This is a genomic window from Kitasatospora sp. NPDC059646 (assembly GCF_042734615.1).
In the GTDB taxonomy this organism is placed as follows: domain Bacteria; phylum Actinomycetota; class Actinomycetes; order Streptomycetales; family Streptomycetaceae; genus Kitasatospora.
The window spans coordinates 30,310-45,533 of the sequence record NZ_JBHWDS010000025.1 but is presented as its reverse complement, the minus strand read 5'-3'; the positions used below and the strand labels follow the sequence as shown (position 1 = coordinate 45,533).

12 protein-coding genes are annotated in these 15,224 nt (G+C 75.2%); 5 read left to right on the top strand and 7 right to left on the bottom strand.

The window, feature by feature from the left end; genetic code table 11:
- Positions 1-34: 34 nt before the first annotated feature.
- From ACFV1L_RS19445 to ACFV1L_RS19415, 7 genes are all read right to left on the bottom strand, one after another.
- Complete coding sequence (locus ACFV1L_RS19445; protein WP_380367374.1) at positions 35-1,246, bottom strand: ROK family protein; 1,212 nt, start codon at positions 1,244-1,246, stop codon at positions 35-37.
- 12 nt (positions 1,247-1,258) lie between these two features.
- Positions 1,259-2,527: a sugar ABC transporter permease gene (locus ACFV1L_RS19440; RefSeq protein ID WP_380367372.1), complete on the bottom strand. Its 1,269-nt coding sequence runs from the start codon at positions 2,525-2,527 to the stop codon at positions 1,259-1,261.
- Complete coding sequence (locus ACFV1L_RS19435; protein WP_380367370.1) at positions 2,524-3,303, bottom strand: ATP-binding cassette domain-containing protein; 780 nt, start codon at positions 3,301-3,303, stop codon at positions 2,524-2,526. The genes ACFV1L_RS19440 and ACFV1L_RS19435 overlap by 4 nt, the downstream gene beginning before the upstream one ends.
- 106 nt (positions 3,304-3,409) lie before the next feature.
- The gene (locus ACFV1L_RS19430) at positions 3,410-4,504 is read right to left on the bottom strand and encodes a sugar ABC transporter substrate-binding protein (protein ID WP_380367369.1); all 1,095 of its coding nucleotides are present in this window, start codon (positions 4,502-4,504) and stop codon (positions 3,410-3,412) included.
- A gap of 764 nt (positions 4,505-5,268) precedes the next feature.
- Positions 5,269-6,357, bottom strand: coding sequence for a LacI family DNA-binding transcriptional regulator (locus tag ACFV1L_RS19425; RefSeq protein WP_380367367.1), 1,089 nt, complete (start codon positions 6,355-6,357; stop codon positions 5,269-5,271).
- A gap of 420 nt (positions 6,358-6,777) precedes the next feature.
- On the bottom strand, positions 6,778-7,509 hold the full coding sequence (locus ACFV1L_RS19420; RefSeq protein WP_380367365.1) for a response regulator transcription factor: 732 nt from the start codon (positions 7,507-7,509) through the stop codon (positions 6,778-6,780).
- 281 nt (positions 7,510-7,790) lie between these two features.
- Positions 7,791-8,327 carry a hypothetical protein gene (locus tag ACFV1L_RS19415; protein ID WP_380367363.1) on the bottom strand — a complete coding sequence of 179 codons (537 nt, stop codon included), beginning with the start codon at positions 8,325-8,327 and terminating at the stop codon, positions 7,791-7,793.
- Between the two features lie 225 nt (positions 8,328-8,552).
- On the opposite strand from ACFV1L_RS19415, the gene ACFV1L_RS19410 reads away from it, so the two are divergent.
- From ACFV1L_RS19410 to ACFV1L_RS19390, 5 genes are all read left to right on the top strand, one after another.
- Positions 8,553-9,932 carry an ATP-binding protein gene (locus ACFV1L_RS19410; protein WP_380367459.1) on the top strand — a complete coding sequence of 460 codons (1,380 nt, stop codon included), beginning with the start codon at positions 8,553-8,555 and terminating at the stop codon, positions 9,930-9,932.
- A gap of 97 nt (positions 9,933-10,029) precedes the next feature.
- Entirely contained in the window at positions 10,030-11,412 is a 1,383-nt protein-coding gene (locus ACFV1L_RS19405; protein WP_380367361.1) for a choice-of-anchor A family protein, read from the top strand.
- Positions 11,413-11,600: 188 nt separating this feature from the next.
- Positions 11,601-12,440: a peptidoglycan-binding protein gene (locus ACFV1L_RS19400; protein WP_380367359.1), complete on the top strand. Its 840-nt coding sequence runs from the start codon at positions 11,601-11,603 to the stop codon at positions 12,438-12,440.
- 46 nt (positions 12,441-12,486) lie between these two features.
- Complete coding sequence (locus ACFV1L_RS19395) at positions 12,487-14,175, top strand: PAS domain-containing protein (protein ID WP_380367357.1); 1,689 nt, start codon at positions 12,487-12,489, stop codon at positions 14,173-14,175.
- Between the two features lie 37 nt (positions 14,176-14,212).
- Entirely contained in the window at positions 14,213-15,196 is a 984-nt protein-coding gene (locus ACFV1L_RS19390; RefSeq protein ID WP_380367355.1) for a lytic polysaccharide monooxygenase, read from the top strand.
- Positions 15,197-15,224 lie beyond the last annotated feature (28 nt).

Sequence of the window (15,224 nt, the reverse complement as noted above, 5' to 3'; positions counted from 1 at the left end):
GCGGTGCACCCCGGCCGCCCGGAGCGGCCGGGGTTCACCGGTTCCCGCAGCGGGCGAGCGTCTCCAGCGGGCGGGCCAGCAGCTCGGCGAAGGCCAGCTCGGCGGCGCCGATCAGCACGGTGTCGCCGCCGAGTTCGCTGACCCGCAGGCGCAGCTTCTCCCGCACCGCGGCGAGGGCGTCGGTGTTGATCCGGCTGCGCACCTGGGCGGCGGAGCCGAGGAAGACGTCCCGGAGGGTGCCGCCGAGGACGACCAGGTCCGGGTCGAAGAGGTTGACCAGGTTGGCGATCCCGATGCCGAGCCAGTCGCCGACCCGGTGCAGCGCCGCCCGCGCGGTGACGTCGCCGAGGTCGGCGGCGGCGACCACGGCCCGCACCGCCTCGGCGCCCGCGGCCCGGGGGTCCCGGCCGGCGGCCTCCAGCAGGGCCCGTTCGCCGGCCTCGGCCTCCAGGCAGCCGCGGGCGCCGCAGCCGCACGGCCGTCCCCGGAACGGATTGACCGTCATGTGGCCGATCTCGCCGGCGAATCCGCGTTCGCCGCGCAGCAGTTCGCCGCCGCTGATCACCCCGGCGCCGATGCCGATCTCGCCGTGCAGGTAGACCAGGTTCTGGCTGCCGCGGCCGGTGCCGCGGCGGTGCTCGGCGAGTGCGCCGAGGTTGGCCTCGTTCGCCACCAGGACCGGCAGGCCCGGCGGGAGCCGCTCGGTGAGCTCGCCGGCCAGGTCGAGTTCCTGCCAGCCGGAGTTGGGGGCGAGGGCGACCCGTCCGCCGGGCTGCCGGACCAGGCCGCGGACCGCCACGGCCACGCCGACGCAGGCGCTGCCGTCCGGCGCACCGGCGAGCATCCGGTCGGCGAACTCGGCTATCAGGGAGGCGACTCGGGAGGGCTCCCGGGACTGCTCGGCGGGCCACGAGCGCTCCCGCCGGTCCAGGAACACCCCGCCGAGCCCGATCAGCGCGGCCACCAGCCGCTCCACGCCCAGGTCGACCGCGAGGACGTGGACGCGGGTGGACTCCGGACTGACGACCAGTGAGGGCCGCCCGGCCCGGCGGGTCTCCTGCGGCAGTTCCTCGCGGACCAGGCCCGCCGCCGCCAGGTCGCCGACCAGGCCCAGGATGGTGCTGCGGTTGAGGCCCAGCTCCGTGGCCAGGACGGCGCGCGAGGTGGGCCCCTCGAAGTGGACGTGGCGCAGCAGCACGCCCAGGTTGTGCTGGCGGACCTCTTCCGGGGAAGGACCGGCTTTCATCGCGGGCGGCTCTCATCGTCGGGCTGTGCGGCGGCGGGACATGGCGTCCACGCCGGCGGCCACCAGCAGAACCGATCCCGTGACAGCGTACTTGACCCCCGAGCTGTAGCCCATCAGTCCCATGCCGTTCTGGATCACCGCGACGACCAGGCCGCCGAGCACCGCGTCGACCACCCGGCCGCGCCCGCCGAACAGGCTGGTGCCGCCGATGACGGCACTGCCGACGGCGAGCAGCAGGACGTTGCTGCCACCGGTGTTGGGGTCGACGGAGTTGCCCCGGGAGGCGGCGATGATGCCGCCGACGGCGGCCAGGCAGGAGCAGACGACGAAGGCCGCGGTGCGGATGAAGGCGACGTTGATCCCGGCCCGGCGGGCGGCCTCGGGGCTGCCGCCGACGGCGTACACGTGCAGGCCGAAGCCGGTGCGCTGCAGGGTGAAGGTGCCGAGCAGCAGCAGGGCGCCGATCACCGGTACCACCAGGGGCACGCCCTTGAGCGAGCCGACCAGGACGTTGCGGCTGCGCTCCTGGTTGAGCAGGTACACCGCCGCGGCGCCCAGCACCAGCACGGCTCCGGTCCGAACGGCGAGCAGGGCCACCGGAGTTCCGGCCAGGCCGCGGCCGCGCCGGTCGCGGCTGCGGCGCACCTGGAGGAAGGCGTGGCCCGCGACGCACGCGGCCAGCAGCAGCCAGCCGAGCGCCGGGCTGAGGTTGTCGTTGGCGATGGCCAGCACCGTCGGGTCCTTGACGGAGATGTTCGTGCCCTCCTTCAGGAGGATCAGCACGACGCCCTGGAAGCCGAGGAACGCGGCCAGCGTCACCACGAAGGAGGGGATGCCGACCTTGGCGACCAGCGTGCCGAGCAGCAGGCCGATGGCGGCGCCGGTCAGCACGGAGGCGCTCACCGCCGCGTACCAGGGCCAGCCGTGGTCGGTCAGCAGGATGGCCAGGACGGCGGCGCAGACGCCGCTGGCGTACCCGGCCGACAGGTCGATCTCGCCGAGCAGCAGGACGAAGACCAGTCCCATCGCGATGGCGATGCTGCCGGCGCTCTGGGTGAGCAGGTTGGCGAAGTTCAGGTTGGACAGGAAGACCGGGCGCAGCAGCGCGAAGAACGCGCACAGGACGACCAGTCCGGCGACGGCGGGCAGCGAGCCCAGCTCGCCGGCCCGGAGTTGGTGGAGGTAGCCGCGGCCGGCGGCCGCCAGTCCTGCGGCCCGGTCGTCCGCGGGGCCGGTGGTGCGGTGCGGCCGCTCGGGCTTCTCCGGGGCGAGGGCGGTCATGCGGCGGCTCCCTTGGGGGTGTTCTGCGGGCCGAGGTCGCCGCTGCGGCCCGAGGTGATCAGTTCGACGACCTGGGCGTGCGTCACGTCGGACGCCTTGACCTGGGCGGCCGTCCGGCCGAGGTAGAGCGCGGCGATCCGGTCGGACACCGCGAAGACGTCGTTCATGTTGTGCGAGATCAGCACGACGGCCAGGCCGTTGTCGGCCAGCCGGCGCACCAGTTCCAGCACCTGGGCGGTCTGGGCGACGCCCAGCGCCGCGGTGGGCTCGTCGAGGACGACCAGCTTGCTGTTCCACAGCACCGCCTTGGCGATGGCCACGGTCTGGCGCTGGCCGCCGGAGAGGCTGGAGACCTTCTGGCGCAGCGACTTGACGGTGCGTACGGAGAGGCTCTGGAGGGTGGCGGCGGCCATCTCCTCCATGGTCGAGTCGTCGAGCACCAGGCCGCGGCGCTTCTCCCGGCCCAGGAACATGTTCTGGACGATGTCGAGGTTGTCGCACAGCGCGAGGTCCTGGTAGACGATCTCCACTCCGAGCGCGGCGGCGTCGCGCGGGCTGTGGACCTGGACCGGCCGGCCTTCGAAGAGGTACTCGCCGGCGTCGGCGGAGTGGATCCCGCCGATGCACTTGACCAGCGTCGACTTGCCGGCGCCGTTGTCGCCGACGAGGGCGGTGACCTCTCCCGCGTAGGCGCTGAGCGCGACGTCGTGCAGGACCTGGACCGGTCCGAAGCTCTTGTCGATCCCGCGCAGTTCGAGGGTCGGTGTCTCTGTCATGGGTGGGGCTCCTGGGGGGGTTCGGCGGGGCGGGCCCCGTGCCCCTGGCGGCACGGGACCCACGGGCGGCGGCCGGACTCGGGGGCCTGCGGCCGGGCGCCGGGCGCTACTTGATGCCGGCCTTCGTGCACAGCGCCTCGTAGTCGCCGGTGCACAGCTGCGCCTTGGTGACGTAGCCGTCGGTGACGACGTCCTGGATGTTGTCCTTGAAGACGGCCTGCGGGGTGAGCAGCGCCGACGGCACGTCCCGGTTGCCGGTCGGGTCGTGGACGGTGGAGTTGGTCTGGCCCTTCTTGGCGTGGGCCAGGTCGACCGCGAGGGCCGCCGCCGCGTCGGCCTCCTTCTTCACGGCCTTGTAGACGGTCATGCACTGGTCGCCCGCGAGGATGCTCTGCAGGCCCTGGACGGTGGCGTCCTGACCGGTGATCGGGACCTGCCCGTTGCGGTGGTTCTTGCGGAGCACCGCGATGGCCGCGTTGGCGAGGCCGTCGTTGGCCGCGAGCACCCCGGCGATGTCGGGCTTGCTGGTGAGCATCTGCTCGAAGATGACGCCGGCCTGGGTGTTGTCCCACTCGGGCACCGACTGGTTCGGGCCCTTCACGTACTCGCCGGACGCGTACTTCGGGTCGAGCACGCTGTTGTAGCCGTTGGCGAACAGGGTGGCGTTGTTGTCCGTCGGCGAGCCGTTGAGCTCGGCGACGACGGGGTTCTTGGCGCCCGTGTCGCCCAGGCACTTGGCCAGGCCCTGCCCCTGGAGCCTGCCGACCTCGGTGTTGTCGAAGCTGACGTAGTACTGGGCGGAGCCGCCGAGGGTGAGCCGGTCGTAGTCGATGGTGGCGACGCCCTGGGCCTTGGCCTTGTCGAGGACGGCCTTTCCGGTGCCGCTGTCCAGGTTGACGATGACCAGGACGTTCACGCCGTTGGTGATCATCTGGTCGGCGATGGTCTGGAACGCCTGCTTGTCGCCCTCGGCGTTCTGGATGTCGTAGTCCACACCGGCGGCCTTGAACGCCGCCGCGAGGTACGGCCGGTCGGCGGTCTCCCAGCGGACGGACGACTTGCTGTCCGGCAGGATCACGCCGATCTTCGGCTTCTTGCCGCCCGCCGGGTCGGAGCCGCCGCCCGCGGACGAGCAGGCCGTGGCCGTGGTGAGCAGGGCCGCCGTCACGGCGGCGGTGGCGAACAGGAGCCCCTTGCGCATGGGCAGGGTCCTTTCGAGGCGTGTCCGACCTGCGCCGGACGTGCGTGGGTGGGGTTGGGGGATGCGCGCGAGCACCGTGCGCGGAAGGCGGCCGCCCTATTTGTTGCCGGCGACAACTTACGGCTTGGACGGAGGCTCGCCAACCCCTCGCACCAGCGCACCTGCGTAACGATCGCGTTACCGGAGCCGGCGTGGGCACCGCGCCCGACGCTTGCCACCGGACAGCGGAGAAGGCGGCGCAGGGCGGCCGGCCCGGGGACCCGACGGGCCTCCCACCCGACTCCCGCAGCGCGACGCGCCCTCCTGGCGACGGGTCGCCGCGCCGGCGCCCACCAGCAGCCCCGCCGTACACGGCACCAGGACCTGGACGCCTCGGGCCGGGCGCTCACCCGGGCGCGGGGGAGCCGGTCGCCGCGCTCCGCCACGACCCCGGCACCGTTCTCCACGAGATCCGGCCGCAACGCCCGCCCCGCGCCACCAGAGGCCCGGGCATTGCGTCCCCCCACCCGGCCTGCCCCGTGGACGAGCGTGCGCCGAGGTCGGCCGCAGTGGAGCACGGCGTAGCCGCGCAGCACGAGGCTCCCGAGCCGTTGACCCGACTCGACATCAGTTCCGGTCCGCCGAAGCCATCCTGACGTACCGTCAGGCGACCGCCTCGCATCGCGCGACCGGTGCGCGGAGAGCGACAGCCGGCCCCGGCGTCGCCCCCGGCCGGACGTCGGCCGGAGCACGCTCGCCGGGTGGCTCGTCGGGGTGACTGGCCGTCAGGCGGAGCCGGCGGCGTCCGAGAAGCGGGCCGCCGTGCTGCCGGGTGCCGGCCTGCGGCCGCTGGCGGTGCTGGCCCGGACGACGAGTTGCGGGGCGATGGTCACGTGGGTGACCGGGGTGCCGGGTTCGTCGATCAGCCGCAGGAGCAGGTCGATGCCGGCGCGGCCGATCGCGGTGAAGTCCTGCCGGACGGTGGTGAGGGGCGGGGTGATGTACGCGCCCTCCGGGAGGTCGTCGAAACCGGCGACGGCGATGTCGGCGGGCATCCGCACCCCGGCCTCGTTCAGCGCGCGGACCAGGCCGAGGGCCATGTGGTCGTTGGCGGCGAACACCGCCGTCGGCCGTGGGGCCGCCCCGCCGCGGAACGCTTGCGCGACGACGCGGCCGGCCGCATGGCCGGAGGCCGGGCTCCAGTCGCCGGTCAGGTGCGGCGGGACGGGGAGGCCGGCCGATTCCAGCGCCGCCCGCCAGCCGTGCAGGCGGCCCTCCGCCTCGATCCACTCGCCGGGGCCCGCCACGTGCCAGACGGTGGTGTGCCCCAGTGACAGCAGGTGCTCGGTGATCGCCCGCGCCCCGGCGAACTGGTCCACGGCCACCCCGGGCAGGTCCAGGTCGTGCCCGCCCTCCACCGTCACGATCGGGAACGGCTGGGGCAGCCGGGCCAGGGCCGCAACGGTGTGCCGGTGCGGCGTCATCACCACTACGCCGTCCACTCCCCAACTGCCCAGCCGTTCAAGGGCTTTGCCGAGCGCGTGCTCGGTCAGCTCCTCCAGGCCGACCGAGGCGACCAGGTAGTCCTCCTGCCGGGCCGCGCGCTCCAGGCCGGCCAGGATGCTCGCCGGGCCGAACAGCGTGGTGTTGGCCGCGACCACGCCCAGCGTCCGGCTGCGTCTGGTGACCAGCGTCCGGGCCGCCGAGTTCGGCCGGTAGCCCAGCTCGGCGATGGCCTGCAGCACCCGCGCCCGGGTCGCCTCGCGCACGTTGGGGTGGTCGCTCAGGACCCGGGAGACGGTCTGGTGCGACACGCCCGCGACCTCCGCGACGTCCGTCATCGTCGGCGGCCGCCGCCCCCCAGTCTCGTCCATGTCGCTCCCCGCTCTCCCGGTGCCCACGGTGACTGGCGTTCACCCTACTGGCCGCCTCTGCCGGACGACCGTCGCCCTCGACGTGAATCCGGCGCTGCCTCGGCAGTTACGGGGTTGCGCGGCGCGGAGACCGACCGGAGCCGGTGGCCCCGGGCGGCACCGCTTGCCCGCCGCCGGCGCCCCGAGGGCACCCGCTCCGCACGGTCCGCTCCTGCCGGGCCGAAGGTGCGGCCCTGCGGAGCCGGCCCACGCCCACCCAGCGCCCCGGCCCGGCAGCCTGGGCCCGCCCGCCGTCGCCGCTCGACCCACCCACCCGCACGGCCCCGTGGAGAGCCGCCCGCCCGCAACGGCACCGCGCGCCTCGGCACCCTCCCGGCATCGCACAACGGCCCCGGGCCCACCGAGGAGCACGCCCCGGCGTCAGGGCGCTTCGAGACGGAAGCCGACGCCGCGGACGGTGTGCAAGTACCTTGGGGCGGTGGGGGTTTCGCCCAGTTTGCGGCGCAGCCAGGAGAGGTGGACATCGATGGTCTGGGCGCTGCCGTAGCTGTGCTGCCAGACCTCGGCGAGGATCTGTTTGCGGGTGATGACGGTGCCGGGGCGGGCGGCGAGGTAGGCGAGCAGATCGAACTCGCGGCGGGTGAGGTCGAGCGGCTGCCCGTCGAGGGTGGTCTCGCGGCGGCGGGTGTCGACGGTGAGCGCGCCGACCTGCAGCAGGTGGGAGGTGGGCGGCGCGGCGGCGGCGAAGCGGCGCAGCACGGCGGCGATCCGGGCGCTGAGGTGGTGGCCGGAGAACGGTTTGACCAGGTAGTCGTCGGCGCCGTCGTTGAGCAGGCGGACGATCTCGTTCTCGTCGTCGCGGGCGGTGGAGATGATCACGGGGACGTCGGTGATGCTGCGGATCATCTTGAGTGCGTCGCTGCCGTCGAGGTCGGGCAGTCCGAGGTCGAGGACGACGATGTCGCAGCCGGCCTGCGAGACCTCGCGCAGCGCACCGAGTGCGGTGCCGACGCTGCGGACCGGGTGGCCGACGGAGGTCAGGTGGCGGATCAGGACGGTGCGGACGGTCGGGTCGTCCTCGACGACCAGGACGGTCGGCGCGTTCCCGTGCGCGGCGGCGTGGGCGGGCGCGGGGGTGGGGCGAGGGTGCATGCGGTTACCTGGACTGCGTTCTCGTTGAGGGGAGCGGGACCGAAGTCGGCACGGGAGCGTCGGCTGGGCCGTCTTCACGCGTTCGGGGTGTGGCTGGCCAGCATGCTAGTTGATGGGGCGACCAATAGGTGAGCCTGTCTCATTTTCCTCCGGAGGAGCGGAGTTCGGCCGAGGTCGCCGGCCACCGCCCGGGCGCGGGCCCGCGCTCGCCGCGCAGGCAGGCGGTCGGAGATCGCTGAACGCGGGTGGGGAGATCCCTTCGGGGACCGAGCCGCGGGCCGTCACTGCTCGTAGGTGTCCACGACCGGTGGATGACCGTTCCAGGTGACGAAGACGGACGAGGTGCGGCCGTCCTTGGTGAAGTCGACCCGCAGCCAGGTGTCGGTGCGCCAGGTCTTGACCGCCCAGCCGGGGCCGGGGGTCGCGGAGAGCAGGGTGGCGGAGTCCGGGCCCAGCGAGAGGGCGACCTGGCCGCCGCGAACGGTGTAGCTGCGACCGTCGCCCGCCCCGGTGGCGGGGGCGCTCGGGGCGGCGGGGGTCGGACTGCCCGGCGCGCTCGCGGACGGTGCGGCGGAGCGTCCGGCCGAGGCGGGCGCCTTCTGGCTGGGGGCGGTGACGGGGCCGGCCGCAGGCGGCTGGGTCGAGACCGGCGGCAGCACGCCCGGCTCGGGGCGGCTGTTGGCGGGGGCGGGCAGGAACACCGTGTCGGGCGGGCCGAAGACCGCCTCGCGCAGGACCAGGTTGACGCCGGCCCAGGAGATGGCGGCGGCGGCCGCGGTGGCGGTGACCCACGCCATGGCCTTGGTGCTCGTTCGCATGGCCGCCATCCTGCACCACGCCGTCCGGCCCCGGACGGCGCGTCCGGCTCGACCGGGGACTGGCTACCATGCGCACCGGTGGTGTTCGTCCACCGGAGTCCGCCGGATTTCGCGCGGACCCTCCTTCTTTTCTTCCGGTTTCCGGTGCGGGCCGTCCCGGTATTCGAATGTGCGGGTGTGGAAAATGTCGTGGACAGTGCCGGAATCGACCCGGGTGCGGCTGCCGTGAGGGGCGCGATGGCGCGGCTCTCGGTGGCGGTGGCCGCGATGGTCGCCCTCGCATTCCTGATTCCGCTCGCGCTGACGGTGCGCGAGTTCGCCCGGGAACGGGCCTTCGCGCAGGCCGAGCAGCAGGCCGCGGCGATCGAACCGGTGCTGGTGGTGACCACCGACCAGGAGCAGCTGCGGCGCGCGCTGGCCAGCATTCCGGCGGGCGAGGCGGGCCGGATCGCCGTCCACCTGCCGTCGGGCGTGGTGGTGGGGCCGGCGCGTTCGGGACCCGAGCAGCTGGCCGCGGCGGCCCGGCAGGGGCGGGTGTACACGGTGCGGGTTCCGGGCGGGTACGCGGTGCTGCGGCCGGTGGCGGTGGGACAGGGCGCGGTCGCACTGGTGGAGGTCCACCTGGTGGACGCGGACCTGACCCGGGGCCTGTGGAGCACCTGGCTGGTGCTCGGCGGGGTGGCGGTCAGCCTGGTGGTGATCTCCAGCCTGGTCGCGGACCGGCTGGCCGCCCGCCTGGTGGGCGCCACCCGGAGCCTGGCGTCGGTCGCCCGGACGCTGGGCTCGGGCGACCTGAACGTCACCGCCTCCACCGCCGGCCCGTACGAACTCCGCGAGGTGGCACTGGCGTTCAACGCGATGGCGCAGCGGATGCGGCAGATGATCACCGCCGAGCGGGAGTTCGCCGCCGACCTGTCGCACCGGCTGCGCACACCGCTCACCGCGCTGCGCTTCAACGCGTTCTCGATGGACGACGGGCCACTGGCCGAGCAGACCCGCGACGTGGTCGGCTGGCTGGAGCGCGAGGTCGACTTCGTGATCACCACGGCCCGCACCGGCAGCGTGCCGCAGGAGCCGGCCCGGTGCGACGCCCTGGAGGTGCTGGCCGAGCGGATGGCGTTCTGGTCGGCGCTGGCCGAGGACCAGGGCCGGCGCTGGGCGTTCGCGGGCGATCCGGGCCCGGCCGAGGTGCCGGTGGCCCGCTCGGACCTGGCGGCGGCGATGGACGCGGCGCTCGGCAACGTCTTCCGCCACACCCCGGCGGGTGCCGCGTTCGAGGTGGTGGTCGCGGTCGGCGAACAGGTCCTGATCACGGTCGGCGACGCCGGGCCGGGCATCGCCGACCCGCAGGCGGCGCTGCGCCGGGGGGTGGGCAGCGCCGAGGACGGCTCCACCGGACTCGGACTGGACATCGTGCGGCGGCTGGCCGAGGAGACCGGCGGCGGCGTGCAGTTGGGGGTCTCCCCGCTCGGCGGCGCCCAGGTCCGGCTGTGGCTGCCCAACGGAGCCGGGGCCGGTCCGGACGGCACCCCGGCCGCCTCGCGCCGCCCGGCGGCCGGAGCACGGCGGGCGGGGCGCCGGAGCGGGCGCCGGGGCTCGTTGTAGTTTCTTCGAGAAAACCGGGAATCGCTTTAAAACCGTCGATGCCCGACCGTTGCCCGGCGGCTTTTCTTCGCTCTTCGCAGCGTGAGAGTGTCGTCCCGTGAAGATCGGAACCATAAACCTCGACCGAATTTCCGCCCCGCTCGCCGTCGCGGCCTGCACCGGAATTCTCCTCACGGGTACCGCGCACGCCGCCGATCCCGCTCCCGGAAAAGGCCGTACCGGGGCCTGCCCGAATTCCGGACAGGCCCCGGCGATCGGCCACGAGCCGAAATTCACCGACGGAAACGTCGCACTGTTCGCCGGTGGCGGCTACACCGTCGACGGCGGCGCCGCAGAGGCCGAAGGGCTGCTGGTGGTCGGCGGCGACGCGACCTTCGCCAAGAGCGGCGTCTTCAACGTGGGCCGGGTCGGCGCGGGCTCGGGCATCCTGCCCGCCGACGGGCAGCCGATGCTCGTCGTCGGCGGCCGGCTCGGCATCGCCAAGGGCACCACGCTCGACATCGGCCACGGACTGACCGCGGGCCCCGCCTACGGCGGCGGCGTGCGGGTCGGCGGCGTGATCGACGAGCAGGGCACGCTCCAGACCAACGGCGGCGAGCGCCGATCCGACCTGGGCACCGAAGCGCTCGGCGCGTACAGCGGCTTCGCCGCCACCGTGAAGGACGAGTCCGCGCGGCTCGGCGCGCTCAAGCCGACCGGCACCGCGAAGGCCGGCGGCGGCACGGTCACCTTCCGGAGCACCGGCCCGTCGCAGGGGAACCTGCAGGTGTTCGAGATCTCCGGCGCGGACCTCGACCGGGCGTCGACGTTCCTCTTCGAGGGCGTTCCGGCGGACGCCTCCGTGGTGGTCAACGTGACCGGCACCCACCCGGTGTCGATCTCGCCGATGGCCGTCGGCTACAACGGCGAGCAGGTCGACCTGTACACCTCCGCGCACTTCGGCGAGGCCGCCTCGAAGGTGCTCTACAACCTGCGGGAGACGCCGTCGCTGACGCTCGGCGGCGGCGGCAACTTCATCGGCTCGCTGCTCGCCCCCGGTGCCACGGCCGACCTCACCGCCAGCACCAACGGACGCGTCTACATCGGCGGCGACGTCAAGATGCACGGCTCGGGCAACGAGAGCCACAACTACCCGTGGACCGGCGCCCCGGTGTTCGACTGCACGCCCGCCCCCGCGCCGCAGCCCACCGCCCCGCCGAGCCCCGGCGCCACCCCGGTGCCGTCCGGCTCCGCGCCCGCCGCGCCGTCCACCACCGCGCCCGGGAAGAACGCGCCGAGCCGGCCCGCGCAGCACACCACCCCGGCGCCCGGGAGGTCGGCCTCCGCCGGCCCGTCCACCGCCCCCGAGGAGACCCGCGCTCCCGGCACATCGCTGGCCTTCACCGGCTCCACCGGCACCTTCGCGCTGGCCGGCGCCGCAGTGGTGGTGCTGGCGGTCGGCACGGGAATCGTCGTGCTCGCCCGCCGGCGCCGCGGCTGAGACTTCTCCTCCGGGCCCGCCGGCGTGCGGCTCCCCCGGCCCCGGGCGACAGGCCCGGTGGCGCGCCCGGCCGGACCCGGAGGAGAGAACCGGTGGTCCGCTTCCCTGGGCGGCCACCGGGGCGGGGCGGCCCGCCGCCGTGGGCCGTCCCGCCGCCATCCCGCCCGCCGAGTCCGCCGAGGAACGCCATGCCGAACCCGCCCTGCGCCTGCGGAGCCCAGCAGCCCTGCCGGTGCACCGCGGCCCCGTTCGAGCAGCCCGCCCTGGTCCGCCCGTACGTGCCGCCCGCCCGGGCCCACGACGTGGCCGCGCCGCTGCCCGAGTTCCGCTTCCCCGAGCCGCGGCCCGCGACCGCCCTCGGCACGTACGCCATCGGCCCCGCCCCTGCCGTGCGCCGCACGGGGGCGCATCGGCACCGCCCGCGAACGCTGCGCCGCACCGCCCTGGTGCTGGCCTCCTCGGGCTTCCTCGCGATGACCGGCTGCGGCCTCGGCGCGACGCTGCTCTCCGCTCCGACCGCCGACCGGGCCGACCCGCCGCGGCTGCCGGCCGTCACCCTCGACCCCGAACCGAGCGCCACGCCCGGCCCGGGCACCGGCACCGGCACCGGAACTGCCTCCGCCTCGCCGACCGGCCCCACCGGGCGGCCCGGCGACCGCCCGAGCACCACCCGCCGACCCACCCTCCGGGCCACGCCGCCCGCCGCGCGGAGCACCCCGTCCGCCGAACCGCCCGCGGCACGCGTCACCGCGCCGCCACCCGCCACCACGGCCCTGCCGTCGCCCACCGCCTCGGACCCGGCGGTGCTGCGCTACGGCGACAGCGGCCCGGCGGTGCGGCGGCTCCAGCTGCGACTGCTCGACCTGGCCTGCGCCCCGCCCGGCCGTCGGACGGTGTCCGGCACCTTCGACGACTGGACCAGGGCCGTGCTGACGGCCTACCAGCGCACGGCCGGGATCCGCGGCGAGGACGGCGTGTACGGGCCGGCCACCCGCGCCGCCCTGGCTGCCGCCGCCGCGCGCTGCTGACCGGCACCGCCCTTCCACCACCGCCACCCACGACGGGACGGACACCGTGACCGACCACCTCCCCCGCGCAGGGCTCGCCGCCGTCCTCGACGCCCTGCCCGACCCGGCGCTGCTGATCAACTCCAACGGCACCGTGCTGACGGCCAACTCCGCCGCCTGCCACGCCTTCCGGGCCCCCTGGACCCGTCTGACCGGCCTGGGCGTCCTCGACCTGCTCCCCGACCTCTACCTGCGCCGCCTCCCCGGCCGGACGGACCCCGCCGACCCGGGGAGCGGCCCGGTCGGCACGGTCCGGACGACCGCGCACCGCATCGACGCCAGCACCTTCCCCGCCGAGGTCCGCTCCAGCAGGCTCGGCGCCGACCTCGCCCGCCTGCTGCCGTCCACCGCCCTGCTGCCCGCCACCGGCCCGGAGCTGGTGGTGGCCCGCGACCTGACGGACAGTCAGCGCGCCGGCGCCGAGCTCGACCTGCGGCGCGCCGAGACCGAGGCACTGCTGCGGGCCAGCTCCGAGGGCATCCTCGGGATCGACACCGACGGGCGCTGCGTCCTCGCCAACCCGGCCGCACTGCGCCTGCTGCAGTACCGGTCCGACGAGCTCTCCGGCCACCCCGTGCACTCCCTGGTGCTTCCCCCGGTGCCCGCAGCGGACCCCGGGCCGCCCGCCCTGCGGGCCGCGCTGACCACCGGCCGCCGCCAACAGGGCTGCGCGCTGCTCCGGCGCAGGGACGGACGCCTGCTGGCCGTCACCCTGCGGGTCGCCCCGGTGCGGGCGGAGGGGCAGGTGGTCGGCGCGATGATGGCCTTCACCGACCGCGGCCGCGAACTCGCCGTGGCCGCCGACCACGCCTATCTGACCGGCGTGCTGAGCAACAGCCTCGCGCCCACCGCCGCCGCGCTCACCGCGCACCTGACCCGGCTCGCCCGCGACCCGGCCACCCGACTGTGGCCGGAGGCCGCCGGGGAACTGCACGAGCTCGCCGAACAGAGCGCCCGCACCGAGGCACTGGTCGCGCACGTGCTCGCCGGAAGGCCGGCCGGCACCGTCGGCGGCGACCCGCCGCACCCCGAACCGGTCGCGCTGCGCCAGGTGCTGAGCCGCGCCGTGGACCGGGCCGGCGCGCTCGCGGGTCTGGGCCGGGTCCGCTTCTCGGTCCACGCCCCAGCCGTCGAGGTGACCGCCGACGTGCACCTGCTGGCCGAGGCGCTCGCCCACCTCGCGGCCGACGCCGCTCCCAGCCTGCCGGCCGATTCCCCGCCGACGGTGCGGCTGGCGGGCCAGCGGGACGCGGACGCCGTCCGGATCGAGATCACCGGCCCCGGCGACGGCGGCAGCACCGCCCACCTGCCGCTGGCCCGCGAGATGGTCGCCGTGCACGGCGGCGTCCTGCAGCCGCGCCGGGCGTCGGGGCGGACCGGCATCACCTACGTGGTGGACCTGCCGCTGTCCCCCGTCCCGTACTCGCTCGCCGCGCAGGTCGTGCCGCCGCAGGCCGCCGGGCCGCAGAGCGCCGCCCCTCACACCGATCCGTCGACCGCCCCCGGACCGGGCGCCCGGCGGCGGCACGCCCGACCGGCCGCCGCCGCGGAACTGCCCTCCGGGACGGCTGCCGCCGTCCTCCCGGCCCCGTCCGACCCGCGCGTGCCGCTGGCCCTGGCGAGCGGCCCCGCGCGCCACGGCGCCCCGGGGCGGCACCGGGCCGCCGCGCCGCCCGACACGCTCCGCTCCGCCTGACGCACCCTCAACCCGCCGCTCCCCGAAGGGATCCCGCATGCCCCGCATCCGCCGGCCGCTCGCCCTCGTCGCCGTCCTGGCCTGCGCCGCACTGGCCTCCGCCACCGGCCCGGCCGCCGCGCACGGCAGCCTGCAGAACCCGATCAGCCGGGTCGAGGGTTGCTACCAGGAGGGCGCCGAGCACCCCAAGTCGGCGGCCTGCCAGGCCGCCGTCGCCACCGGCGGCACCGCCGCCCTGTACGACTGGATGAGCCTGCGGATCGGCGACGCCGACGGCCGCCACCGCGAACTGATCCCCGACGGCAAGCTGTGCAGCGCCGGCAGCGACACCTACAAGGGCATGGACCTGCCGCGCGCCGACTGGCCCGCCACCCGCCTCACCTCCGGCGCCTCGTTCACCTTCAACTTCCGTGCCACCGCCCCCCACAAGGGGACCTTCCAGCTCTTCCTCACCAACTCCAGCTACTCCCCGACCAAGCCGCTGGCCTGGTCGAACCTCGACCCGAAGCCGTTCCTCACCGCGACCGACCCGCAACTGGTCAACGGCTCCTACCAGTTGACCGGCACGATCCCGGCCGGCCGGACCGGACGGCAGCTGATCTACCTGATCTGGCAGCGCTCCGACAGCCCCGAGGCCTTCTACTCCTGCTCCGACGTGGTCTTCGACGGCACCGGCACCGCCACCGTCCCCACCGCCGGTGCCACCCCCACCGCCGCCGGGCACACCGGCCACGGCACCGGCCCGTCCACCAGCCCGTCCACCAGCCCGTCCGCGTCCCGTTCGGCCGCCGCCCCGCCGTCCCCCACGGCCTCCTCCTCCCCGTGGCCGGTGGCCGACCCCGGCCCGTCCCTGCTCGCACTGGCCGCCACCGAAGACCGGACCGTCACCGAGCCGGTCGCGCACGCCGACTCGACCCGCTCGATCGGCCTGATCGGCGCGGTCTGCGCCACGTTCCTGCTGGCGGGCGTCGCCGTCGTCCTGCACCGCCGCCTGGGCCGCGGCGGCGGCAGCCACCGGTAGACACCCCCTCCTCCTCGCTGCGGCACCC

What these genes read in the sequence shown, in the direction of transcription:
- ACFV1L_RS19435 (WP_380367370.1), bottom strand. Translation starts at nt 3,303, where the DNA reads ATGACAGAGACACCGACCCTCGAACTGCGCGGGATCGACAAGAGCTTC.
- ACFV1L_RS19425 (WP_380367367.1), bottom strand. Translation starts at nt 6,357, where the DNA reads ATGGACGAGACTGGGGGGCGGCGGCCGCCGACGATGACGGACGTCGCG.
- ACFV1L_RS19445 (WP_380367374.1), bottom strand. Translation starts at nt 1,246, where the DNA reads ATGAAAGCCGGTCCTTCCCCGGAAGAGGTCCGCCAGCACAACCTGGGC.
- ACFV1L_RS19400 (WP_380367359.1), top strand. Translation starts at nt 11,601, where the DNA reads ATGCCGAACCCGCCCTGCGCCTGCGGAGCCCAGCAGCCCTGCCGGTGC.
- ACFV1L_RS19440 (WP_380367372.1), bottom strand. Translation starts at nt 2,527, where the DNA reads ATGACCGCCCTCGCCCCGGAGAAGCCCGAGCGGCCGCACCGCACCACC.
- ACFV1L_RS19415 (WP_380367363.1), bottom strand. Translation starts at nt 8,327, where the DNA reads ATGCGAACGAGCACCAAGGCCATGGCGTGGGTCACCGCCACCGCGGCC.
- ACFV1L_RS19420 (WP_380367365.1), bottom strand. Translation starts at nt 7,509, where the DNA reads ATGCACCCTCGCCCCACCCCCGCGCCCGCCCACGCCGCCGCGCACGGG.
- ACFV1L_RS19430 (WP_380367369.1), bottom strand. Translation starts at nt 4,504, where the DNA reads ATGCGCAAGGGGCTCCTGTTCGCCACCGCCGCCGTGACGGCGGCCCTG.
- ACFV1L_RS19390 (WP_380367355.1), top strand. Translation starts at nt 14,213, where the DNA reads ATGCCCCGCATCCGCCGGCCGCTCGCCCTCGTCGCCGTCCTGGCCTGC.